General features: G+C 64.6%; 23 protein-coding genes and 1 tRNA gene. 14 read left to right on the top strand and 10 right to left on the bottom strand.

The features are described 5' to 3' along the window. The first annotated feature begins 26 nt into the window (after positions 1 to 26). From NR187_RS20935 to NR187_RS20910, 6 genes are all read left to right on the top strand, one after another. On the top strand, positions 27 to 1,397 hold the full coding sequence (locus NR187_RS20935; protein WP_211383701.1) for a cytochrome P450: 1,371 nt from the start codon (positions 27 to 29) through the stop codon (positions 1,395 to 1,397). 49 nt (positions 1,398 to 1,446) lie between these two features. Further along, a complete protein-coding gene (locus NR187_RS20930) occupies positions 1,447 to 2,856 on the top strand; it encodes an adenylate/guanylate cyclase domain-containing protein (RefSeq protein ID WP_256807437.1) in 1,410 nt (469 codons plus the stop codon). 137 nt (positions 2,857 to 2,993) lie between these two features. After that, positions 2,994 to 3,482, top strand: coding sequence for a TerB family tellurite resistance protein (locus tag NR187_RS20925; protein ID WP_211383699.1), 489 nt, complete (start codon positions 2,994 to 2,996; stop codon positions 3,480 to 3,482). Between the two features lie 228 nt (positions 3,483 to 3,710). Next, positions 3,711 to 4,490 carry an SDR family oxidoreductase gene (locus tag NR187_RS20920; RefSeq protein ID WP_211383698.1) on the top strand — a complete coding sequence of 260 codons (780 nt, stop codon included), beginning with the start codon at positions 3,711 to 3,713 and terminating at the stop codon, positions 4,488 to 4,490. A gap of 129 nt (positions 4,491 to 4,619) precedes the next feature. Next, the gene (locus NR187_RS20915; protein ID WP_211383697.1) at positions 4,620 to 5,414 is read left to right on the top strand and encodes a glutamine amidotransferase; all 795 of its coding nucleotides are present in this window, start codon (positions 4,620 to 4,622) and stop codon (positions 5,412 to 5,414) included. A gap of 138 nt (positions 5,415 to 5,552) precedes the next feature. Continuing rightward, on the top strand, positions 5,553 to 6,365 hold the full coding sequence (locus tag NR187_RS20910) for an enoyl-CoA hydratase (protein WP_256807436.1): 813 nt from the start codon (positions 5,553 to 5,555) through the stop codon (positions 6,363 to 6,365). 120 nt (positions 6,366 to 6,485) lie between these two features. On the opposite strand, the gene NR187_RS20905 is transcribed toward NR187_RS20910, so the two are convergent. Continuing rightward, positions 6,486 to 6,561 (bottom strand) — tRNA-Ala (locus NR187_RS20905). Between the two features lie 204 nt (positions 6,562 to 6,765). Between NR187_RS20905 and NR187_RS20900 the strand changes: the two genes are divergently transcribed. Genes NR187_RS20900 through folD form a run of 3 tightly spaced genes read left to right on the top strand, consistent with a single transcriptional unit; the run spans position 6,766 to position 8,311 of the window. Next, complete coding sequence (locus NR187_RS20900; protein WP_007598721.1) at positions 6,766 to 7,056, top strand: YggT family protein; 291 nt, start codon at positions 6,766 to 6,768, stop codon at positions 7,054 to 7,056. 15 nt (positions 7,057 to 7,071) lie between these two features. Continuing rightward, on the top strand, positions 7,072 to 7,425 hold the full coding sequence (locus NR187_RS20895; RefSeq protein WP_211383695.1) for a DUF167 domain-containing protein: 354 nt from the start codon (positions 7,072 to 7,074) through the stop codon (positions 7,423 to 7,425). A gap of 1 nt (position 7,426) precedes the next feature. Continuing rightward, the gene (folD, locus tag NR187_RS20890) at positions 7,427 to 8,311 is read left to right on the top strand and encodes a bifunctional methylenetetrahydrofolate dehydrogenase/methenyltetrahydrofolate cyclohydrolase FolD (protein WP_211383694.1); all 885 of its coding nucleotides are present in this window, start codon (positions 7,427 to 7,429) and stop codon (positions 8,309 to 8,311) included. Between the two features lie 90 nt (positions 8,312 to 8,401). Here folD and ppa read toward each other — a convergent pair whose 3' ends face one another. Further along, entirely contained in the window at positions 8,402 to 8,938 is a 537-nt protein-coding gene (gene ppa, locus NR187_RS20885) for an inorganic diphosphatase (RefSeq protein ID WP_007604168.1), read from the bottom strand. A 177-nt stretch (positions 8,939 to 9,115) separates the two neighbouring features. Further along, on the bottom strand, positions 9,116 to 9,625 hold the full coding sequence (locus NR187_RS20880) for a GNAT family N-acetyltransferase (RefSeq protein WP_211383693.1): 510 nt from the start codon (positions 9,623 to 9,625) through the stop codon (positions 9,116 to 9,118). Between the two features lie 265 nt (positions 9,626 to 9,890). Here NR187_RS20880 and NR187_RS20875 point away from each other — a divergent pair, with 265 nt between their 5' ends. The 4 genes from NR187_RS20875 to NR187_RS20860 are packed head-to-tail and all read left to right on the top strand — an operon-like array spanning position 9,891 to position 12,989. Next, entirely contained in the window at positions 9,891 to 10,790 is a 900-nt protein-coding gene (locus NR187_RS20875) for a dienelactone hydrolase family protein (RefSeq protein ID WP_256807429.1), read from the top strand. After that, positions 10,787 to 11,254, top strand: coding sequence for a DUF2269 domain-containing protein (locus NR187_RS20870; protein WP_256807428.1), 468 nt, complete (start codon positions 10,787 to 10,789; stop codon positions 11,252 to 11,254). The genes NR187_RS20875 and NR187_RS20870 overlap by 4 nt, the downstream gene beginning before the upstream one ends. An 8-nt stretch (positions 11,255 to 11,262) precedes the next feature. Continuing rightward, a complete protein-coding gene (locus tag NR187_RS20865) occupies positions 11,263 to 12,582 on the top strand; it encodes an SDR family oxidoreductase (RefSeq protein ID WP_256807427.1) in 1,320 nt (439 codons plus the stop codon). Next, positions 12,582 to 12,989, top strand: coding sequence for a thiol-disulfide oxidoreductase DCC family protein (locus tag NR187_RS20860; RefSeq protein WP_211383689.1), 408 nt, complete (start codon positions 12,582 to 12,584; stop codon positions 12,987 to 12,989). Before NR187_RS20865 ends, NR187_RS20860 begins: the two co-directional genes overlap by 1 nt. 26 nt (positions 12,990 to 13,015) lie before the next feature. On the opposite strand, the gene NR187_RS20855 is transcribed toward NR187_RS20860, so the two are convergent. The 6 genes from NR187_RS20855 to NR187_RS20830 form a co-directional block, all read right to left on the bottom strand. Then, positions 13,016 to 14,263, bottom strand: coding sequence for an NAD(P)/FAD-dependent oxidoreductase (locus NR187_RS20855; protein ID WP_256807426.1), 1,248 nt, complete (start codon positions 14,261 to 14,263; stop codon positions 13,016 to 13,018). A gap of 100 nt (positions 14,264 to 14,363) precedes the next feature. Further along, on the bottom strand, positions 14,364 to 16,190 hold the full coding sequence (gene typA, locus NR187_RS20850) for a translational GTPase TypA (protein ID WP_211383687.1): 1,827 nt from the start codon (positions 16,188 to 16,190) through the stop codon (positions 14,364 to 14,366). A 256-nt stretch (positions 16,191 to 16,446) separates the two neighbouring features. Next, entirely contained in the window at positions 16,447 to 16,707 is a 261-nt protein-coding gene (locus NR187_RS20845) for a hypothetical protein (protein WP_211383686.1), read from the bottom strand. A 14-nt stretch (positions 16,708 to 16,721) separates the two neighbouring features. Beyond that, positions 16,722 to 18,167 (bottom strand): radical SAM protein, encoded by a 1,446-nt coding sequence (locus NR187_RS20840; protein WP_256807425.1) that lies wholly within the window; start codon positions 18,165 to 18,167, stop codon positions 16,722 to 16,724. Next, on the bottom strand, positions 18,148 to 18,864 hold the full coding sequence (locus NR187_RS20835; RefSeq protein ID WP_256807424.1) for a prolipoprotein diacylglyceryl transferase: 717 nt from the start codon (positions 18,862 to 18,864) through the stop codon (positions 18,148 to 18,150). Before NR187_RS20835 ends, NR187_RS20840 begins: the two co-directional genes overlap by 20 nt. Before the next feature lie 87 nt (positions 18,865 to 18,951). Further along, positions 18,952 to 19,719 (bottom strand): Crp/Fnr family transcriptional regulator, encoded by a 768-nt coding sequence (locus tag NR187_RS20830; RefSeq protein ID WP_211383683.1) that lies wholly within the window; start codon positions 19,717 to 19,719, stop codon positions 18,952 to 18,954. Between the two features lie 179 nt (positions 19,720 to 19,898). Here NR187_RS20830 and NR187_RS20825 point away from each other — a divergent pair, with 179 nt between their 5' ends. Further along, complete coding sequence (locus NR187_RS20825) at positions 19,899 to 20,282, top strand: response regulator (RefSeq protein WP_211383682.1); 384 nt, start codon at positions 19,899 to 19,901, stop codon at positions 20,280 to 20,282. 10 nt (positions 20,283 to 20,292) lie between these two features. On the opposite strand, the gene NR187_RS20820 is transcribed toward NR187_RS20825, so the two are convergent. Further along, on the bottom strand, positions 20,293 to 21,834 hold the full coding sequence (locus tag NR187_RS20820) for an alkaline phosphatase (protein ID WP_256807423.1): 1,542 nt from the start codon (positions 21,832 to 21,834) through the stop codon (positions 20,293 to 20,295). Positions 21,835 to 21,839: the final 5 nt, after the last annotated feature.

Below are 21,839 nucleotides of genomic sequence, written 5' to 3'. Positions count from 1 at the left end.
CTGGGTCACATCTGCGGGAGAGAGCAATGAACATCGCCAGCGTGCGTCGGCCCATCATCCCTCCGACCCCGCCGCGTGCGCCCGACGACATGTCGTTCCTCGGCCGGCTCGCTGTCCTCCGGCACAACATGATCGCGACCTGGGGGCAGCGCGCCTACGAGGAAGACATCATCAAGGGCCGCTTCTTCCTCCGCAACAGCTTCATCCTGAACCGGCCGGATGCGATCCGGCATGTTCTGCTCAGCAATTACGAGAATTACACGCGCACGCCGGCGGGAATCCGCATGCTACGTCCCGTGCTTGGCGACGGCCTCCTGATTGCGGAAGGTCATTCCTGGACGTTTCAGCGCCGCACCCTCGCGCCTGCCTTCACGCCGCGCGCCACTGCAAATCTGGTCCCGCACATGACGGCGGTGCTCGACGAAACCATCGCGAAGCTCGACACGCGCACAAGCGAGCCGGTCGATTTGCGTGAGATCATGCAGCGCATGACGCTGGAGATCGCCGGGCGCACCATGTTCTCGTTCGGCATGGACCGGCACGGTCCGACCCTGCGCAACTTCGTCATGGAATATGGCGAGCGGCTTGGCCGGCCCTACTTCCTCGACATGGTGCTGCCCGTGTCCTGGCCGACCCCGATGGACCGTGCCCGGGCGCGCTTCCGCAAGCGCTGGACCGAATTCGTCGCGGTGCTGATCGCCGAGCGCCGCGCGATGGGCAAGAAGGACGGCGCGCCGCCGCGCGACCTGTTCGATCTCATGGACGAGGCGCGCGATCCGGAAACCGGCAAGGGCTTTTCGGACGAGCAGCTCGTCGACGAGGTCGCGACCATGATCCTCGCGGGTCACGAGACCACCGCAACTGCGTTGTTCTGGGCGCTCTATCTGCTCGCGCTCGATCCGGACACGCAGGAGGAGGTGGCGTCCGAGACCCGAGGCGAGCATCTGGACAGCATGGCGGACATCGATCGCCAGAAATTCACCCGCGCGGTGGTCGAGGAGACGATGCGGCTTTATCCGCCCGCCTTCCTGATCGCCCGCGCGGCGCGCGAGAAGGACAACGCGGCCGGCGTCGAGATCGGCAAGGGCGACATCATCATGATCGCGCCCTGGCTGCTGCACCGGCACGAGAAGCTGTGGGATCAGCCCAACGCGTTCATTCCAAAGCGCTTCATGTCGGCGGATGCGCCCGATCGGTTCGCCTATCTTCCCTTCGGGGCGGGTCCGCGTGTCTGCATCGGCGCGCCGTTCGCGCAAGCCGAATCCGTGCTGGCGCTGGCCCGATTGATCGGCGCGTTCCGCGTCGAGCTTGCCGATACGGCAAATCCCGTGATCCCGCTCGGCGTCGTCACGACCCAGCCGGACCATTCACCCATGTTCCGCATCACGCGTCGGTGACAGGCGTTCGCCTGGCCGATCGCGTGATCAACCGAGACAGAGTTGCGCCATGAGCGACATCCAGGCCCAGTTTTCCGTTCTGAAGCAGACCGCCGATGCCAAGGTGGTCGATGCGATTACGCGCCTCATCGAGCACGGCGAGGATCACGCGCTCAACCGCGTCAATGTCCTCGACTTCGCCAGGCAGCACGGCCTCGACGAAGAGCGCGTGATTTCCGCCTTCCTGCATTCGGCACGGCTCGGCCTGTTCGATCTCGGCTGGAACGTGCTGTGCCCGGGCTGCGGCGGCGTGCTGGGGGCGCACTCGACCCTGAAGGCGCTCAAGCCGGGCGACTATCATTGCGCGCTCTGTGCCTGCGGCTACAAGGCCTCGGTCGACGACCAGGTCGAGGTCTCATTCACCGTGAATCCGCGCGTCCGGCGCATCGCCGCGCACGATCCCGACACGCTTCCGGTGTGGGAATATTTCAAGCAGGTGTTCTGGAGCTCCGGCGTCGACTTCAACAAGGATTCGTTCGCGACGCTGGCCAACGAGGTGACGCTGGATACGATGGAGCTGCCGGCCGGCGAGAAGGCGACCATGTCGCTGCAACTGCCGAACGACTTCATCATCATCTTCGAGCCGGTGACGCACGCCGCCCATTTCATCGACGTCCAGGGCGAGCCGACGAAGGACCGCCAGCAATTCGCCATCATGTACAACAAGGTGCAGGCGCCGACGGGTACCACGACGATGCGGCCGGGGCCGCTGCGGCTGTCGCTGGAAAACCAGGCCGGCGTGCGCGTGCTGCCGTCGGTGTTCATCGCGGCCGAGGCGCTCCACCATCTGATCGGCAAGCGCAAGCCATTCCTTACCGCCAAGCGGATGCTGTCGAACCAGACCTTTCGCGATGTGTTCAAGGCGGACAATCTCAGTCTCGACCAGCGGCTCCAGATCACGTCGCTGACCTTCCTGTTCACGGATTTGAAGGGCTCGACCGCGCTATACGAGCGGGTCGGTGATCTCGCCGCCTTCGATCTCGTGCGCGCGCATTTCCATGCGCTGCTCGAGATCATCTCCTCGGAGAAGGGCGCTGTGGTGAAGACCATCGGCGACGCCGTGATGGCGACCTTCGTCCGGCCCGAGCACGCCATCGTCGCCGGCCTGCGGATGCGCGCGGCCATGGACGAACTCAACAAGCAGCGCGGCACCGACGATCTCATCGTCAAGATCGGCATCCATGAAGGCCCGTGCCTTGCGGTGATGCTCAACGAGCGGCAGGATTATTTCGGCCAGACCGTCAACATCGCCGCCCGCGTCCAGAGCCTGTCGACCGCGCAGGAGATCCACATCACCGGCCCGGTGCTCGACGCGCCCGCCGTCGCCGAGGTGTTTCAGCAGCGCGCGATCAAGCCGATCCAGAAGCAGGCCGCGCTGCGCGGCATCGCCGACAAGATGGTGGTGTACGAGATACCGTAGATGCGTCCCGGCATCGAGATTGCCGAAACGTAATGCAGCGCACGGAACTGACGCACGTTGCGCCGGTTGAGTTTACCGCTCATATAATGCTGGTAGCGGCCGCGTCCCCGCGGCGTCATCGATTTCGGTAGGACCTTATGCTCGACGGCCTGCGCCAATTCATCGCCGACATTGTTGCTCCCCATGCCGGAGATCGCGCATTCGACGACAGCGATTATCGGCTGGCGGCGACCGCGTTGCTGGTTCACGTGGTCTCGCTGGACGGTCAGCCGACGGCGGCCGAACAGCGCAAGCTGCACAGCCTGATCGAAAGCCATTTCGGGCTCGATCGCGGCACGGCCGACCGCCTGATCGCGGATGCGACCCAGGTCGAGGGCGAGGCGGTGGACCTCTATCATTTCACCAGCGTCATCATGCGCTCGCTCGACGAAGAAGGCCGCAAGCGCCTCGTCCAGATGATGTGGGAGCTGGTCTATGCCGACGGCCAGGTCAGCGAGTTCGAGGACAACGTGGTCTGGCGCGCCTCCGACCTTCTCGGGATCGCCCAGCGCGACCGGATCGACCTGAAGCACGCGGTCGCGGACCGCGCCGGTGGTCAGGTCAAGGACAACGCCCTCGGCGGCTGACCCTTTTCTACGCGGCCGATTGCCGGTCGTCCGAACCACATGACAAAACTTTAATGTAGCTTCCAGCCGCGCGGGTCCGGGATTCGCCCGTAAATACCCGGGTTTTCCTGTCGTCCTGCCGCCCGCTCAGGCGCCCATGCTGCTGGCGCCGCTTGCCTGTCGCGCACGGCCTATGCTCTCGTTCCGGTATTGCGGGGCCAAAAAGCTTCAATTCAAGAGAATTCGATCGTGACTGAGCGGGTAACGTTGATCACCGGTGCTTCGGCGGGCATCGGCACCGAACTGGCGCGTGTGTTCGCCGCGAATGGACACCGCCTTGCGCTGACGGCGCGGCGCGCGGACCGGCTTGAGGCACTCGCGAACGAGCTCGCCGCCAAGGGCGGCAAGAAGCCGATCGTGATCGTCTGCAATCTCCAGGAGCCGGACGCCGGCGAGAAGATCGCCGCCGCGCTCGCAGCCGAAGGTGTCGAGCTCGATAACCTCGTCAACAACGCCGGCTTCGGCGTGTTCGGTGACGCCATCGAACGCGACCGCGTCGAGCAGGTCGGCATCGTCGACGTCAACGTTCGGGCCCTGACGGATCTGTCGCTACGCTTTGCCGATCAGCTGATCAGGAACAAGGGCGGTCTTCTCAATGTCGGATCGGTCGCCGGCTTTCTGCCGGGACCCGGCATGGCCGTCTACTACGCGTCCAAGGCCTATGTGATTTCCCTCACCGAGGCTTTGCGGGCGGAGCTGGCTCCGCACGGCGTTCGCGTCACGGTCCTTTGCCCGGGTCCGGTGCCCACCGAATTCCAGGCGCGCGCCGGCGTCGGGGCCGGACATGATACGGCCCTTCTCAATGTTCCTGCCGCCGACGTCGCGCAGCAGGCCTATCGCGGCCTGATGGCCAACAAACGGGCAGTGCTCCCCGGTCTCGGCATCAAGATTGTGCCGTTCGCGCTGCGTTTCTTTCCGCGCGGCTTCATCCTGGCTGCCACCAGCCGGTTCCAGAGGCAGCGGCACTAGAGAAAAGCTTGAAGCGTCAGTAGTGGCCCGGAGCTTGCTTCACTATCGGGCGTGTGTGCGCAAACTCACACGATATTAACGATCGCTTAGTTATGCTGGCGGTCTGAACCGATAGCACTTGGAAAGGCGATGTCGTTCCGGACGGACAGGTTTGCTGGCGCAGAAGTCGTGCCCTTCCCCAGAAGGACGCCGAGCATCGCCGCCTCCGAAGACCGGTTGCCGGTGCTGATCGTCCTGCATCAGGAATCCTCGACGCCCGGCCGTGTCGGCAATGCGCTGCGCGCGCTCGGCCATCGCCTCGACATCCGCCGTCCCCGCTTCGGCGATTCCCTGCCCGATACGCTCGAGCAGCATGCCGGCGCCGTAATCTTCGGCGGTCCGATGAGCGCCAATGATCCCGAAGACTACATCCGCCGTGAGATCGACTGGATTGAAATTCCGCTCCGCGAGCAGCGGCCGTTCCTCGGCATCTGCCTCGGTGCGCAGATGCTGGCGATGCAGCTCGGCGCCCGCGTCGCGCCGCATGCGGATTCGCTGACCCAGATCGGCTATTACCCGATCCGTCCGACCGCCGCGGGACGCGCGCTCTGCCCGCACTGGCCGGCACAGGTCTACCATTGGCATCGCGAAGGCTTCGAGCTACCGCTTGGCGCGGAATTGCTGGCGGAAGGCGACGATTTTCCAGTGCAGGCGTTCCGCACCGGCAATGCCTTCGGCGTGCAGTTTCATCCCGACGTGACCTACGCGATGATGCATCGCTGGACCACGCGCGGCTATGACGGCTTCAGCGCACCCGGCGCGCGGCAGCGGCATCATCATTTCGCGGACCGTGCGGTGTACGATGCCGCAGAACGCGCCTGGCTGGATCATTTCATCGACGGCTGGCTGGCGCGCCGGCCGGTGCTGGCGCAAGCCGCCGAGTAATCGCGCCTTCGCCAAGGTCCTTGCCGCAGATCCTTCGCCTAAGTCCTTGGCGCAAGCCCTTGCCTCATCCTCGAATATGCTAGGCTTGCCGCCAACGAGCGCGCGCGAACGCGTGCCGGCGAACAAAGGGAGAGCGCCATGGCCTATGAACACATTCTCTACGACGTCAGCGACAAGGTCGCGACCATCACGCTCAACCGTCCCGATCGCATGAACGCGTGGACGCCCGTCATGGAGCGCGACGTCCGTCATGCGATGGAAGCATCGAGCGCTGATGACAATGTCCGCGTCATCGTGCTCACCGGTGCGGGCCGCGGCTTTTGTGCCGGCGCCGACATGGATGCGCTGAAAGGGCTCGATCCCAGCGACGTCAGGCGCGCGTCGAATCTGCCGCCTTTCGACATGAACCGCCGACCGGACTGGCAGACCCGCTACGGCTTCTATCCGTCGATCAAGAAGCCGATTATCGCCATGCTCAACGGCGCCACGGCCGGCATCGGCCTCGTCCATGCGCTCTATTGCGACCTGCGCTTTGCCGCCGACAACACGGTGTTCACGACCGCCTTCGCGCGGCGCGGCCTGATCGCCGAGCATGGCATCAGCTGGATGCTGCCGCGCATCGTCGGCCACGCCAACGCGATGGATCTGTTGCTCTCGGCAAGGCGTGTGGGCAGCGGCGAGGCATTGCGGATCGGGCTGGTCAACCGGCTCTGCTCGCCCGAAAAACTCCGCGAAGAGACCTATGCCTATGCGCGCGACCTCGCCGATTTCGTCTCGCCGAGCGCGATGGCCGTGATCAAGCGGCAGCTCTACGAGGTGCCGTTCCAGACCCTGGCGGAAGCGACGATCGAGGCCAATCGCGAGATGATGGTGGCGCTGAACGGCAGCGATTTCCGGGAAGGCGTGGCGAGCTTCATGGAGAAACGGCCGCCGCGGTTTACGGGGAGGTAGGGGCTTTTCGGAGAGCGTCCGCCGTCGCCCTTCGGGCTATGGCGGGACAGCCTTCGCTTCCTTCGCTACGAAAGTGCTCGGCTGGCTTGCCTAGCCGTAGCTCGCGAAGCGAGTGAAGGCTGGTGGAGCCAGGCGGGATCGAACCGCCGACCTCGTCATTGCGAACGACGCGCTCTCCCAGCTGAGCTATGGCCCCGTTTGCTGGCCGCTCTGGTCAATGCGGCCGACAACCGGGCGCCATTTAAGTCCCCGCCAAGGTCAAGTCAAGGACGGGTGTCACCCGGTTTTAGCCATCCGGGCACCGACTTCCCTTGTTTGCGCCGGGGGGAACCGATATCTAGCAACAGGCGTCAATCCCGATCGCAGCCAGAGTTTTCAAAAGCCAGAGTTCTTAAAAGCCATGCGTGCCGTTCTCGACATCGTCATCATCGTGCTCGACCTCTACGTCTGGCTGCTGATCGCCTCCGCGATCCTGTCCTGGCTGATCGCCTTCAACGTGGTGAACACCCGCAACCAGTTCGTGTCGGCGGTGGCGGAGTTCCTGTACCGGATCACCGAGCCGGTGCTGGCGCCGATTCGCAATTTCCTGCCCAGTCTCGGCGGTCTCGACATCTCGCCGATCATACTGATCCTGCTCATCATGTTCATCGAGCGGGTGATTCTGTATTACATCTACCCGAACGTGATCTGAGCAGGCGGGAGCGCCTTGGTTGCCAAAGACGCTTTCAAGGAACCGTGGCGTTACTCCACCGCGGGCATCAGCATCGCGCTGCGGGTGACGCCGCGCGGCGGCCGCGACGACATCGACGGGATCGAGCAGCTGGCCGATGGCCGCAGCGTGCTCAAGGTGCGGGTGCGCGCGATCGCCGATGGCGGCGAGGCCAACAAGGCCGTTCTGGTGCTGCTGGCGAAATCGCTTGGGGTCCCCAAGGCGAGCGTCAGGCTGTTGTCCGGGGCGACCTCGCGGCTGAAGCAGATCGCAGTCGATGGCGATCCAGCGCGGCTCGGCGAAGCCTTGCGCCAGCTCGCTGCGGCGAAATCCACAGATCAAGGGAACTGACATGACCGCTGAGATCATCGATGGAAAAGTCATTGCCGCGGAACTCCGTGCCCGCGTCGCCGACGAGGTCGCCCGCGTCAAACGCGAGCACGATCTGGTGCCGGGGCTTGCGGTAGTTCTGGTCGGCAGCGACCCCGCCAGCGAAGTCTATGTCCGCTCGAAGCATACCCAGACCCAGGCCGCCGGCATGGCCTCGTTCGAGCACAAGCTGCCGGCCGACGTGTCGCAGGCCGACCTGCTGGCCGTCGTTGCAAAACTCAACCGCGATCCCGCCGTGCACGGCATTCTGATACAGCTGCCGCTGCCGAAGGGACTGAACACCGAGGCTGTGATCAATGCCATCGATCCCGCCAAGGACGTCGACGGGCTGCATCCGAACAATGCCGGCCGGCTTGCGGGCGGCTTCGAGGCGCTATCGCCCTGCACGCCGCTCGGCTGCATCATCCTGACCAAGAGCGTCCATGCGTCGCTCGAAGGCATGAACGCCATCGTCATCGGCCGTTCCAATCTCGTCGGCCGGCCGCTGGTGCAATTGCTGCTCAACGAGAACGCGACGGTGACGATCGCGCATTCGCGCTCGCGCGACCTGCCCGGACTCGTGAAGCAGGCCGATCTCGTTTACGCCGCAGTTGGCAGGCCTGAGATGGTGCGTGGCGACTGGCTGAAGCCGGGCGCGACCGTGATCGACGTCGGCATCAACCGGATCCCGAGGGACGACGGCAAGACGCGGCTGGTCGGCGATGTCGCCTATCAGGAAGCGCTCAACGTCGCCGGTGCGATTACGCCGGTGCCGGGTGGCGTCGGCCAGATGACGGTGGCGTGCCTGCTGGTGAACACGCTGCGCGCGGCCTGCGCGATTGCAGGGCTGCCGAAGCCGGCGGTGTAACTGACGCTCGTGCCCCGGCTCAGCGTCGCGTCACACCGGACGGTGCTTCGCATCGCCGGGACATGCCGCGCCGCGTCCGGGACACAAGACTTACGCCTTCTTCTTCTTTTCGCGATCGATGCCTTCGAGGATCAGCTTGTGGGCATCCTCGGGGCCGCCCCAGCGCAAAATCTTCACCCACTTGCCTGGTTCGAGATCCTTGTAGTGCTCGAAGAAGTGCTGGATCTGCTGCAGCGTGATGTCTGGCAGATCGCTGTACGACTTTACCTTGTCGTAGCGCTGCGTCAGCTTCGACGACGGCACCGCCAGAATCTTCTCGTCGCCGCCGGCTTCGTCTTCCATGAACAGCACGCCGACCGGGCGCACGCTCATGACGGCGCCGGGGATGATGGCGCGGGTGTTGATGATCAGCACGTCGCAGGGATCGCCGTCATCCGACAGCGTGTGCGGGATGAAGCCGTAGTTACCGGGGTAACGCATCGGCGTGTAGAGGAAGCGGTCGACGACCAGTGTGCCGGCTTCCTTGTCCATCTCGTATTTGATCGGTTCGCCGCCCACGGGGACTTCGATGATGACGTTGACGTCGTGTGGTACGTTCTTCCCGATCGAGACCGCATCGATACGCATTCAAGGCTCCGTTGTTGCCGAGGGTAAATCGCACCCGGCAGCGATTTTGGCATTGTCATACGCGGGCTTGGCCCGCCTATCCATCGTGTTTTTGTGAAATAATGAATCCAGCGATCACCGGCTCAAGCGGCAGCGGTATCGATGGAAGGGAAACGCTGCCGGCCGGACTTCAGCAGCTCAATTGGTCCAAGCGAAGGCAACCTTGTCGAGCGACTTCGGCCCGAAACGCTCCGAGGAGCGCGCCACCATGCGGCCGCCCAGCGCCCGGTAAAACTCGGTCGCCGGATCGTTGTCCGAGAGCGCCCACACCACCATGCTTTTCAGGCCGCTCTGCATCAAGTCGCGGCGGGCGGATGTGAACAGGCGGCGGCCGAAGCCAAGGCCCTGGAATTCCGGACGCAGATAGAGCTCGTAGATCTCACCGTCGAAGTGCAGGCTTCGGGCGCGGTTGCGGCCGTAATTCGCATAGCCCGCGATCTTGTCGCCGAACACGAGCACGCTGACGCGGCTGCCCTTGCGGATCGCGCTGTCCCACCATTGCGGACCGCGGCGGTTGATCAGCTTTTCCAGTTCGGAGCCGGGAATGATGCCCTGATAGGCCGAGCGCCAGGCTTCGTCATGGGTGGACGCGACCGCAGTTGCGTCTGCAGCTTTGGCCGGCCGGACCTCGATCAGGGTTGTGCTCATGGACGCAATCAAACCAAGTCGCCGCGCCGGCGGCAAGACCTATCGTTAATTATCGGTTAACCTGTGGACTTTCTGCATCAGTATTTAACCATGTTGTACCGAAAAAAGACAGGACGCCAATTCGAACGGCATCGGCATGCCAAGCGTCGGTGCAAAACTGCTTTGCGGCAACGAATGAACGGTAATGGCAGCGCAGAAAGTCTGCCGATATTGATTCGTTCCTACTAGTGTGGCCGTCGCTGTTCGTGTCCGCCTCCGGCAATTCATGCGGCTTCTCAACACCCTCGTGCTTCTGCCTCTGCTGGCCTTGATGACTGCGCCGCCTGTGTGCGCCCAGGTCACGTTTGGTCCGTCCGGAGCGGAGGGCGATCCGTTTCGCCGGCAAGAGTGGCGCGTGCCATCGCCGGACAGCGACATTGCCGCGCATGCTCTGCTGTTTCGCCCCTCGGGCGCCGGTCCGTTCCGGCTTGCGGTGATCGCGCATGCCTCGACGCAGAACGGGCTACGTCGAGCGCAAATGCCGCAGCCGGAATACCGCGCGCTGGCAGCGTTCCTCGTCGCGCGCGGCTTCGCCGTGCTGGTGCCGGAACGGCTCGGCCATGGCGCGACCGGCGGCGGCTATGTCGAGGACCAGGGCGGCTGCGATGAGGCGGATTATGCGCGCTCCGGCCGCGTCACTGCCGACGAAATCTTCCGCGCGCTGGACTATGTGCGCATGCAGGATTTCATTCGAAAGGACGCCGCCATCGTGATCGGCCATTCCGCCGGCGGTTGGGGCGCGCTGGCGCTCGCCAATGCCGATCCGAAGGCGATATCGAGCATCATCGTCTTCGCGCCGGGGCGCGGTGGCCATGCCAATGACGAGCCCAACCGGATCTGCGCGCCGCACACGCTTGTTGCGGCGGCGGCTGAATTCGGCAAGGCCGCGCGCATCCCCGTCGTTTGGCTCGTTGCGGCCAACGACAGCTACTTTTCACCGGCATTTTCGAAAGCGTCGGTCGACGCGTTTCGCCGCAGCGGCGGCACGGCCGACTTCCGCACCTTGCCGGCCGTCGGCAGCGAGGGCCACTGGATGATCGAGACCGAGGCGGGCGTCAAAGCCGCAAGCGGCGAGCTCGCGCGCGCGCTGAACCAGCTCAAACCCGCGGCGACCAGGACGCCATGACGCTGTATTTCCTGGTCAAATACCTGCACCTGCTCGGCGCCATCGTCATCCTCGGCACCGGAACCGGCATCGCCTTCTTCATGCTGATGGCGCATCGCACGAACGACGTGGCGTTCATCGCGCGCACCGCTTCGGTCGTGGTGGTCGCGGATGCGATCTTCACGCTGTCGGCCGTGATCCTGCAACCGATCACGGGCGGCTTGCTGATGCTGCTCTCGGCGACCTCGATCACGGAACGCTGGCTGCTGGCCTCGCTGGTGCTGTACGCGATCGCGGGCCTGTTCTGGATTCCCGTCGTCTTCATGCAGATCGAGATGCGCGATCTCGCGCGGACGGCGGCCGAGCAGCGCTGCGCGCTCCCGGCGCGCTATGTCGTGCTGTTCCGCCGCTGGTTCGCATTCGGCTTGCCCGGCTTCGGCGCGACGATGCTGATCCTCTGGCTGATGATCGCAAAACCGCTTTGAGGAAGGTCATGAGCCGGCGAACCATTCTCGTGCTCGGCGCCTCCGGCCTGATCGGCCGCTTCGTCACCGACGATCTTCGCGCGCGCGGCTTTCGCGTTGCCGGTGTGGCGCGCCGCCTGTCGGTCGCGCAGACAATGAGCGCGCTGGACATCGAGCTGCCGATCCTCTCGCTCGATGCGGCGGCTCTGACGCGTCTCCTTGGCGAGCACGCGGTCGATGTCGTCGTGAACTGCCTCGGCGTGCTCCAGGACGGTCCCGGCAGCGATACCAATGCCGTGCATAGCGATTTCGTCGCGCGCCTGCTCCAGTCCATCGGCGACAGCGGCCGCGCGATCCGGCTGGTGCACATCTCGATTCCCGGAAACGCGAGCGAGGATCGCACCGCCTTCGCGACCACCAAGCGCGAGGCCGAACGTCTGATCGCGGCCTCCGGCATTCCCCACACCATTTTGCGGCCCGGCTTCGTGGTCGCCCCGTCCGCCTATGGCGGCAGCGCGATGCTCCGGGCGCTCGCCGCCTTTCCCATCGACTTGCCGAGTGCGGAGATGGCGACGCCGTTCCAGCCCGTCGTCATCGAGGATATCGTCGCCGCCATCGCCTGGCTTGCTGCGCGCGATATCGACGACGCATCGGTGAAGTCCGTGAGCTGGGACCTGATGCAGGCCGAGCCGGTCACCATGGCTGGTGTCATCGAGCAGTTTCGACACGCGTTCGGTACCGCCGGCTGGCCGCGCGTCGCGATGCCGTCGTTCATGCTCGATCTCGGCGCCAAAATCGGCGATCTCGCCAGCTATCTCGGCTGGATGGCGCCGATGCGCACCACCGCCATCGCCGAGCTGCGCCGCGGCGTGCGTGGTGATCCCTCGGCGTGGATTGCCGCCACGGGCATCAAGCCGAAGACACTGGCTGAGACGGTCGGGCGCCATCCGGCAACCATTCAGGACAAATGGTTCGCGCGGCTGTTTTTGGTGAAGGCGCTGATCTTCGCGAGCCTGGTCACGTTCTGGCTCGTCTCCGGCTTCATCGCGCTATTCGTTTCTTACCGCGCCGCCGCCGGCATCCTGATCGCGCACAATTTTCCATCCGCGCTGGTCGATCCCGTCACCATCGGTACCAGCCTCATGGACATGAGCATCGGCGTCCTGATCGCCTTCCGCCGCACCGCGGCGATCGGCCTGATCGCAGGCATTTTCGCTTCGCTCGGCTATATGTTCGGCGCGGCGATCCTAACGCCCGACCTCTGGATCGAGCCGCTCGGCGCGCTGGTGAAGACGGGACCGGCGATCGTGCTGATGTTTGTAGCGCTCCTGATGCTGGATAATCGCTGATGGGAAAATGGCCCGACGACGACGTGATCCTGTTCGACGGCGTTTGCATCTTTTGCTCGCGCTGGGTCCGCTTCGTCGCGGCGCGCGACACCGCGAGGCGATTTCGCTTCACGCCGATCCAGTCGGAATATGGGATCCAACTCGCGCGGTCATTCGGCATCGACCCTGAGGACCCCGACACCAATGCCGTGGTCCATGGCGGCGCGGTGTTCATGAAGTCGGACGCTGCGCTGACAGTGCTGTCGCAGCTTCCCGGCTGGGGCTGGACGCGAGCGTTGTTCGCCGTGCCAAAGCCGCTGCGGGACCCGGTCTACAACCTCGTCGCGCGCAATCGCTATCGCATCTTCGGGAAGTATGATTCGTGCTTCGTGCCGGACGCGGCTTTGCGGGCGCGGGTGATCGAGTAGCTCGCTCGCAATGATGGAGTTCGTGGTTACGGCTTGCCCAGAACCCCCAGCACTTCCTTCGCAGCCCGCTCGCCGCTGTCCCGGGCCCCGTGCGCCGTCGTGAAGAAATTCGGCGACGTTGCTTCTCCGGCAAAGAACAGCCGCCCGTCCACCGGCGCCGCCAGCACGGCGCGGTCGCCGGCGTGGCCTGGCAGCGCGTGCGAGTAGGAGCCTCTTGCGAAGGGATCATGTGCCCAGCGCGATTCGTACAGCGGCTTGAGCTTTCGCCTGATGTCGTTGCCGAGGAAGCCCGCGATCTCGTCGATGCTTTGCGCGGCGATGGCGCCGTTGCCGGCGTCTTCCAGCGCCCGGGCAAAGCTGCCGCCGAAAAAACCTTCGATGCAGGGCTGTCCGAACGGGCGGATGTGGTAGGTGCCCATCTCGGTGCGCATGGTGGCGCCGCGCAGATTGCCTTCAATCGGGAAGGCTTCGGCATCGCCGAGCGCCAGCGTCACCTTGTCGTCGACGCCGAGCGGCAGGCCGGCTGCGGCATCGACCTTGGCGGGCAAGGCGGGCGAGAAGCGGATCGCTTGATCGGCGATGAGATTGGTCGGCACGGTGACGATCACCTTGTCAGCGGTCAGCGTGCCCCGCGACGTCTCGATGCGGATGCGCCGGCCGGAATGATCGATCAGCGTCACCTCGCAGGTCAGCGCCACCGGGCAGGGGGCGCCATAGGCCGCGATCAACGCGCCATAGCCGCGGCGGACGCGCCAATTGAGGTCGCTGTCCTCATAGGCGTCCCAGTCGAGCGTCGACATGTCCTTCAGTTCGCAGCCGTTGATGTAGGTCGAGACCGCGTCGATCATGGGATTCCAGCGATTGCCGGGCTCCAGGCTCACGCTCGCGGGTTCGTCCTTGCCGTTTTGCGCGGCCTGCCAGAGACGCTCGTAGAACGCCTCCATGGCGCGCATGAAATCGTCGCGCTGGCTTTGCGGAAATGCGTTGCCGAAGGCACGGTCGCGCCAGGGCGGCAGGTCCTTGTTGACCTCGAAACCGAGCTGCTTTGCGATTCCGACGAAGGAGTTCCGGTCCGCCGAATGCAGCCAGCCGCAGCCGACGTCGAATGTCACCTCGGACGAGGCCTGCACCGTCCAGGCGCGCCCGCCGAGGCGGTTGCGCGCTTCCAGCACCACCACGGAGAGGCCGGAGCTTTGCAGGGCATGTGCCGCACCGAGGCCGGCGGCGCCGGCGCCGATGATCGCGACATCGACGGAGGAGGGCAGGGAGCTCATGACCGGGCTCTAGCACGTTCGCCGGATGTGCTGAAGCCGGAGAGGCGTGCAGCTATCGTGTCCCGGACGCGCTACGCTGCGTCCGGGACACAAGAGTGGCTTACGCCACCGCTTCCTTGGATTTTTCCGCGCGCTTGCGCTCGTTCGGGTCGAGGTGCCGCTTGCGCAGGCGGATCGACTTCGGCGTGATCTCGACCAACTCGTCGTCCTCGATATAGGCCAGCGCCTTTTCCAGCGTCATGCGGATCGGCGGGGTCAGGCGCACGGCTTCGTCCTTGGAGGTCGTGCGGATGTTGGTGAGCTGCTTGCCCTTGAGCACGTTGATCTCGAGGTCGTTGTCGCGGGTGTGCTCGCCGACGATCATGCCCTTGTAGACCTTCCAGCCCGGCTCGATCATCATCGGGCCGCGATCTTCCAGCTTGAACATGGCGTAGGCCACGGCCTCGCCCTGGTCGTTGGAGATCAAGACGCCGTTGCGGCGGCCCTGGATCTCGCCCTTGTACGGCGCATAGCCGTGGAACAGGCGGTTCATGATCGCGGTGCCGCGGGTGTCGGTGAGCAGTTCGCCCTGGTAGCCGATCAAGCCGCGGGTCGGCGCGTAGAACACCAGCCGCAGGCGGTTGCCGCCGGACGGCTTCATCTCGATCAGCTCGGACTTGCGCTCGCTCATCTTCTGCACGACGACGCCGGAATGCTCCTCGTCGACGTCGATGACGACCTCCTCAATCGGCTCCAGGGTGGCGCCGGTGGCCTCGTCCTTCTGGAACACGACGCGCGGACGTGACACCGAGAGCTCGAAGCCCTCGCGGCGCATGGTCTCGATCAGGATCGCGAGCTGCAATTCGCCGCGGCCCGAGACTTCCATGGCGTCCTTGTCGGAGGCTTCAACCACGCGCAGCGCGACGTTGCCTTCGGACTCGCGCAGCAGGCGGTCGCGGATCATACGGCTGGTCACCTTGTCGCCTTCGGTGCCGGCGAGCGGCGAGTTGTTGACGATGAAGGACATCGACACGGTCGGCGGGTCGATCGGCTGCGCCACGAGCGGCGTATCGACCGACGGATCGCAGAAGGTGTCGGCGACCGTGCCCTTGGTCAGGCCGGCGATCGCGACGATGTCGCCTGCGTCGGCTTCCTCGAGAGGAGTGCGCTCGATGCCGCGGAAGGCGAGGATCTTGGTGATGCGGCCCTGCTCGATCGTCTTGCCGTCGGCGCCCAGCACCTTCACGGCCTGGTTCGGCTTGATCGAGCCTGAGGAGATGCGGCCGGTGATGATGCGCCCGAGATAGGGGTTGGCTTCCAGAATGGTGCCGATCATGCGGAACGGGCCTTCTTCGACGGTCGGCGGCGCGACATGGCGCACGATCAGGTCGAACAGCGGCTGCATGCCGGCTTCCTGAGATCCATCCGGGCTCTCGGCCATCCAGCCCTGCTTGGCCGATCCGTAGAGGATCGGGAAGTCGAGCTGTTCCTCGCTGGCGTCGAGCGCCGCGAACAGGTCGAACACCTCGTTGATGACTTCGGTCGCTCGCGCGTCGGGGCGGTCGACCTTGTTGATGACGACGATCGGCTTCAGACCGACCTTGAGCGCCTTGGAGACCACGAATTTGGTCTGCGGCAGCGGGCCTTCGGCGGCGTCCACCAGCACCAGCGCGCCGTCCACCATGTTCAGGATGCGCTCGACCTCACCGCCGAAATCGGCGTGGCCGGGGGTGTCGACGATGTTGATGCGGGTGTCCTTCCACTGCACCGAGGCCGCCTTGGCCAGGATGGTGATGCCGCGCTCGCGCTCTAGATCGTTGGAGTCCATGGCGCGCTCGGTCACCTTCTGGTTCTCGCGATAGGTGCCGGATTGCTGGAGGAGGCGGTCGACGAGGGTCGTCTTGCCGTGGTCGACGTGGGCGATGATGGCGATGTTGCGAAGGTTCATGAGTGGGCTTCTTTGCAGTCGGACAATGGGTTAAGCGCGATCTCGCCGGTCAGACCGGGACCTCTTCTCGAAACAACGCTGGAAGACTGGAAACGGGGCGCTTTCCGCCCAAAAAGGAAACCCGGCCATATCGACCGGGCACCCTATGCGTTGCGGCGCAATATAGGCAAAAACCGCCAAAAAACAATGCGTTCTTTGGGCCTTGGTTGACTGAATTTTGTCCGGGGATTCCCGGGGGTTAGGCGAAAAGCCCGGCTCAGACGCGCCGGCCCTTGATGGCGGCCCAGATCAGGGCGACCCCGCCCAGCCCCACGACCAGGCCCAGGAAGACCAGGGGCGCGATATCGGAATCGATCCGGCCGCTGTCGGATATTGAAATTCCGCCGAACAACAGCGCGCAGACACCGGGCAGCAGCAGCATGATCCCGAAGATCGCCATCAGCGCGGTCAGGCAGCCGCTGCGCGGCGCGGTCGGAGGCGGAGGCGGTGCCGGTGGCATGCGGTTGGAATCGCTCATGGGTCCCTCGTCGCTCACCGCGGCACCTCCTCCTTCTGCCTTGCTTCCCGATAAGTCTGCCCGGCCAGCGCGGCTCGGATGCTGTCGATCTTCCCGTTGCGGTAGAACAGATTGTAGGTGTCGAAGGGAATGATCGCGCCCTGCGGCGTCACGAAATGGATGCAGCTGCGCTTGACGTTGCCCACGCAGAAATTGAAGCGATCGAGAAACTGCACAATGGTGACGCGGAAGACGTTCTCGTAAGTGAGGCCTTCCGGCACCTCGAAGCTCGGCAGGCAGCACAGCAATTCGCAGACGCGTTCGCTCGTGTTCAGCGGTCCCGAGGATAGCGAAAACAGATCGATGAATTTCTCCCGCAGCGCCGGATGCTTCTCCGGGCTGATCGTATTGGGCAACAATGCGACGAGTTGCTCCTGCGGGATCAGCGAGGTCAGCGGCAGCACCTTTTCGCCATTGCGCAGGCCGTAGCCGATCGAGATGCTTTCGGGGTTGCAGGGTAGGGGAATCATGTCCTTGTCGCCGAACACGCCAGTTTCGACCACGCGCTTGCGGATATCGGACAGCATGATGCGGTCGGTGTTCTTGTCGAAATTCTCGTTGCGGCCGGCGTCCTGCACCGGCTGCAACGTTACGCCGCGCACGCATTTCCAGGTCAGCGCGTGACGAACGATGTCGCCGATCTCGGCATCGTTGACGCCGCGCTTGATGGTGGCCACCAGCGTGGTCGATACGCCAAAATGCTCGAGATTTTCCAGCGCCTGCTGGCGGATCTTGCGCAAATCCGCGCCGCGCAGATTGATCAACGCATCGCGTTCGAGCGAATCGAACTGGAGATAGACCTCGAGCCCGCGCTTGTTCTCGGCGAGCCGCGCCACGAAATCCTTTTCGCGGGCGATGCGCAGGCCGTTGGTGTTGATCATGACGTGGCGGATCGGGCGGGCACGGACGGCATCGAGGATCTCGAAGAAATCCGGATGCAGCGTCGGCTCGCCGCCCGAGATCTGCACCAGATCCGGCTCGCCTTCGCTGGCGACCAGTGCGTCCAGCATCGTCTCGACGGTGGCGAGCGGGGTGAACTGGGTTCGCGCAGGCGAGGATTCCGCGAAGCAGACCGGGCAGGTGAGGTTGCAGTGCTCGGTGATCTCGATCAGCGCCAGGCAGGAATGCTGCTCGTGATCGGCACACAGCCCGCAATCATAGGGACAGCCGAATTCCGTGCGCTGCTGGAATTGCAGCGGCCGGTCGCCCGGCTTGATGAACTCCTTGCACAGGCGCCAATAGGCGGCATCCGTCGATACCAGCGTCGACTGGACGCCATGCTCGTTGCAGCGCTTCTCGTACCAGACCTCGTTGTCGAGGATCTGGATCTTGGCCGGCACCAGCTTCAGGCAGGTCTCGCAAAGTGACTGCGTCTGGCCCCAGAAGACGTAGGGACGCGACTTACGCAACGGCGCGTTCATGCATGGATCTCGCTTTGGGCGCCGTCGCCAGCATGATTGCGGCGTAGAGCAGGATGGACATCGACAGCAGGTGAAACAGCGTGAAGGGGCCGATCAGCGGGCCATAGGGCTTGAGGAATTCCCACAGGAATCGCTGCGCTCCATAATAGGCCAGGACGAGGTAGAAACCATTGGTGATCACAAACGCGTTCCGGTTCAACACCGCCAGCACATAGAGCAGCGCGAATACGGCCATTGCGGCGCTCTCGTAGAGTTGCACGGGATGGCGCGGGACGCCGTCGCCGAAATCATGGCCCCAGGGTAATGCCGTCTGCGTGCCGTAGGTGAAATCGTCGAGGCCGGCGAAATAGCAGCCGAGCCGGCCAATCGCGATGCCGAGCGCCAGCGGCAGCGCAAACCGCGCGCCGGTTCGCACGGTGATCCCCGCGGACCATTTGTAGAGTTCGATCGCCACGATGCCGCCGGCGAGCGCACCTTCCACCGAGCGCGCAATGCCGCTCTGGCCCGACAGCCACAGATTGGCGGAGCCGAACAGGTAGGCGCCGAGGCCCGCACCGAACACCAGCACGGCGACGTAGGGCAGCTCGAAGGATTGCGCCGGAAACCGCAAGCCCCGTCGCGCCAGCCAGTAGAGCGCCGCGGCGGCGGCAAGCCACGCCGCGACATCGAAGAGAGTGTGAAGGAAAGCCCCGCTCATGCGGGATGAGCATAGCACGGCGACCACGGCGTCGCACGCCGACCTCCTCCCCGGGGGCGGATCTATCGGGAGAGCAGGGTGGAGCGATTACCCTGCGTCGCGCGTTTCCTCGGTCGGATAGACCCCGCGCAGCACCTCCTCGAAGTGCATCTTCACGGCGTCGTTGCACAGGCAGGCGCGCAGGCGCAGGCCGTCGCGGTTGCGGACCAGGATCGATCCGCGCCGCGTGTCGAGCACGCCTTCCGCCTTGAACGATTGGAGCACGCGGCTGGCATAGCTGCGGCCGACGCCGAGCAGCGTCGCGAGCTGTTCGTGCGTCAGCGGCACGCTGTTCTCGTCGCCGGTCCGCTCCATCGCCGCCAGGATCCATTTGGCGGTACGTTGCTCGATCGAGTGAATGGCGTTGCAGGCCGTCGACTGGAAGATCTGTGCCAGCAAGCAATCGGCATAGCGGGCAAAGACATTGCGCAGCGACGCCGAGCGCAGCTTGGCCGCTTCCAGCTTGCCGACGTGAATGCGCGCAAACGGCCCGCCGAACTTCACGCAGATCCGGGTGTAGGCCGGCAGAAACCCCTCGCTGACGATGCCGCCCACCGCGCCCTCGCGGCCGACCAGGATGGTCTCGACGTCGCGGCCGTCCTCATTGGGGACGAGAAAGGTCGCGAGCGACGGTCCGCAGGGGAAGTGAACCACCTGGACGTCGTCGCCGGGGTTGTACAGCAACTCGCTCGCCGCGGAATCCTCGACCGCCACGTGAGGCCCGAGCAGGGCGTAGTCGGCCTGGCTCAGGCGCCTCAGGAGATTGTTGGCCGGCCGGCTCTCGACCTCGGCTGCCCTACCGATCCGCGCATCCATCGTGAACTCCCCATCCTTCCTCTTACATAGCGGGTTCCGCCCGGCGCTTGTGTGCACAAGTGGACAGACTGGAGAACTATGATGTGGTGGGTTTCGTTCCAGGAACCCTTCGATGCGCTAGGTGAGGCGTCGTGGTGCGGCTGTCCCGATCAGAAAACCTCCAAATTCAAGATGAGATCATGACACCCGCACTTTCCGATGACCGAGCCTGGCCGGCCGATGTCCTGATCGTCGAGGACGATCCGATCATCGCGATCGATTTCGAGGATCGGCTGCTCGGATTCGGGGTCAAGGGCGTGCGGACCGTCGGTTCGGTCAGCCAGGCGCTGGACGCCATCGCGAAGCGTGCGCCGGATTTCGCGCTGCTCGACGTCGAACTGATCCGGGAGAAGAGCTTTGCGATCGCCGAGCGGCTGGCTTCCTTGAAGATTCCGTTCGTCTTCGTCACCGGTTACGGCGCCGATGCACGCATTCCGCCGGAATTCGTCAGCCAGCCGCGCCTGCAGAAGCCGTGTTCGACCGACGCGCTCGAGGCCGCGCTCCAGGTCCGCGCGGCCGATTAGCGATGCGGCGTCAGGCCTGCTTCGGATCGAGCGTGGTCGACCACAGCGCGACGTCGGCGCGGTCGCGCAAGGTCACCGTCATCCGGCCGGAGGCGCCGTCGATCTTGACGTGACCGAAGAACTGCATGCCGGCCGATGGCGGCAGGTTCTGGCTGTCCTTGTCCGGCGCCTTGACGAAGCGCACCTCGGGCCCAAAGGTGTTGTCGAGCGCGTTCGGACCGAAGGTGCCCGCATGCAGCGGTCCCGAGACGAATTCCCAGAACGGCTCGAACTCCTGGAATTGCGCCTTGTTCGGATCGTAATAATGCGCGGCGGCGTAGTGCACGTCCGCAGTCAGCCACACCGTGTTGCTGATCGGCGCCATCTTGATGAAGCGCAGGATGTCGGCGATCTCGAACTCGCGGCCGCGCACCGGGCCGTCGCCTTGCGCGAACGCTTCCGAGCCGCCCTTCGGCGTGTCCGCGACGACGAGGCTGAGCGGCATGTCGGAGGCGATCACCTTCCAGGTCGCGCGGGAATTCAAAAGGCCGCGCTTGAGCCAGGCCATCTGGTCCGGGCCGAGGAAGTAGCTGGCCGGCCCGTAAGCGGCTTCGAGATTGGCGCCGTTGGGGCCGCGATAGCTGAGCTCGTCGAGCACGAACACGTCGAGATGCGGGCCGTACGAGATCTGGCGATAGACCCGGCCCGGCTCATTGATGCTTTCGCGCATCGGATACATCTCGTGGAAGGCGCGGCCCGCGCGGGCCGCCAGCAGCGAGATGTCGCGCACCTTGTAGGTCGCGGGCAGCTCCTTCGACAGCGACCAGTTGTTGGTCACCTCGTGGTCGTCCCATTGAACGAAGATCGGCACTTCGGCATTGAAGGCGCGGACATTGTCGTCGATCAGATTGTATTTGTGCGCGGCGCGGTACTCGTCCAGCGTCTCTGCAACCTTGGCCTTTTCCGGAATCGTGACGTTCTTCCAGATCTTGCCGTCGGCGAGCTTCACCTCGGACTGGATCGGACCGTCGGCATAGATGGTGTCGCCGGAATGCAGGAAGAAATCCGGCTTGTGCTTGCGCATCGCGGCGAAGGTGACCATGCCGCCGTCATCGGGATTGATGCCCCAACCCTGGCCGGCGACGTCGCCGCCCCAGACGAAGCTGACATCGCGGCGGTCGGCCGGCGCGGTACGAAAGCGGCCGATCACCGGCTCGCCTTCCACCGCGGTGTGCGAGAGATCGCGAAAACGAACGCGGTAAAAGATATCCTGTCCGCCCGGCAGGTTTTCGATCAGCATCTTTGCGGTAAAGTCGCTCTCGGGCAGCGCCGCGATCGGCGGCAGCGCGCGGGCGTCCTTGAACGATTCCGTCGTTGCCACCTCGACCAGCATCTGCGACGGACGATCGGCGCGCGCCCAGACCACGCCGCCGTCGACGGTGACGTCGCCCGACTGCACGCCGTGGGTCACGGCCGGCCGGTCGGCCGCGCGGGAGAGATAGGGCATTGCGACCGCGCCAAGCGCGCCGGCGCTGGTCGTCAGGAAACGGCGGCGGGAGAATTTGATGTTCATGGGAC

This window comes from Bradyrhizobium sp. Bra64 (assembly GCF_024519875.1).
GTDB classification, from domain to species: Bacteria; Pseudomonadota; Alphaproteobacteria; order Rhizobiales; family Xanthobacteraceae; genus Bradyrhizobium; species Bradyrhizobium japonicum_G.
Note: the sequence above shows the minus strand (reverse complement) of the source record. Positions and strands in the feature narration are given on the sequence as shown.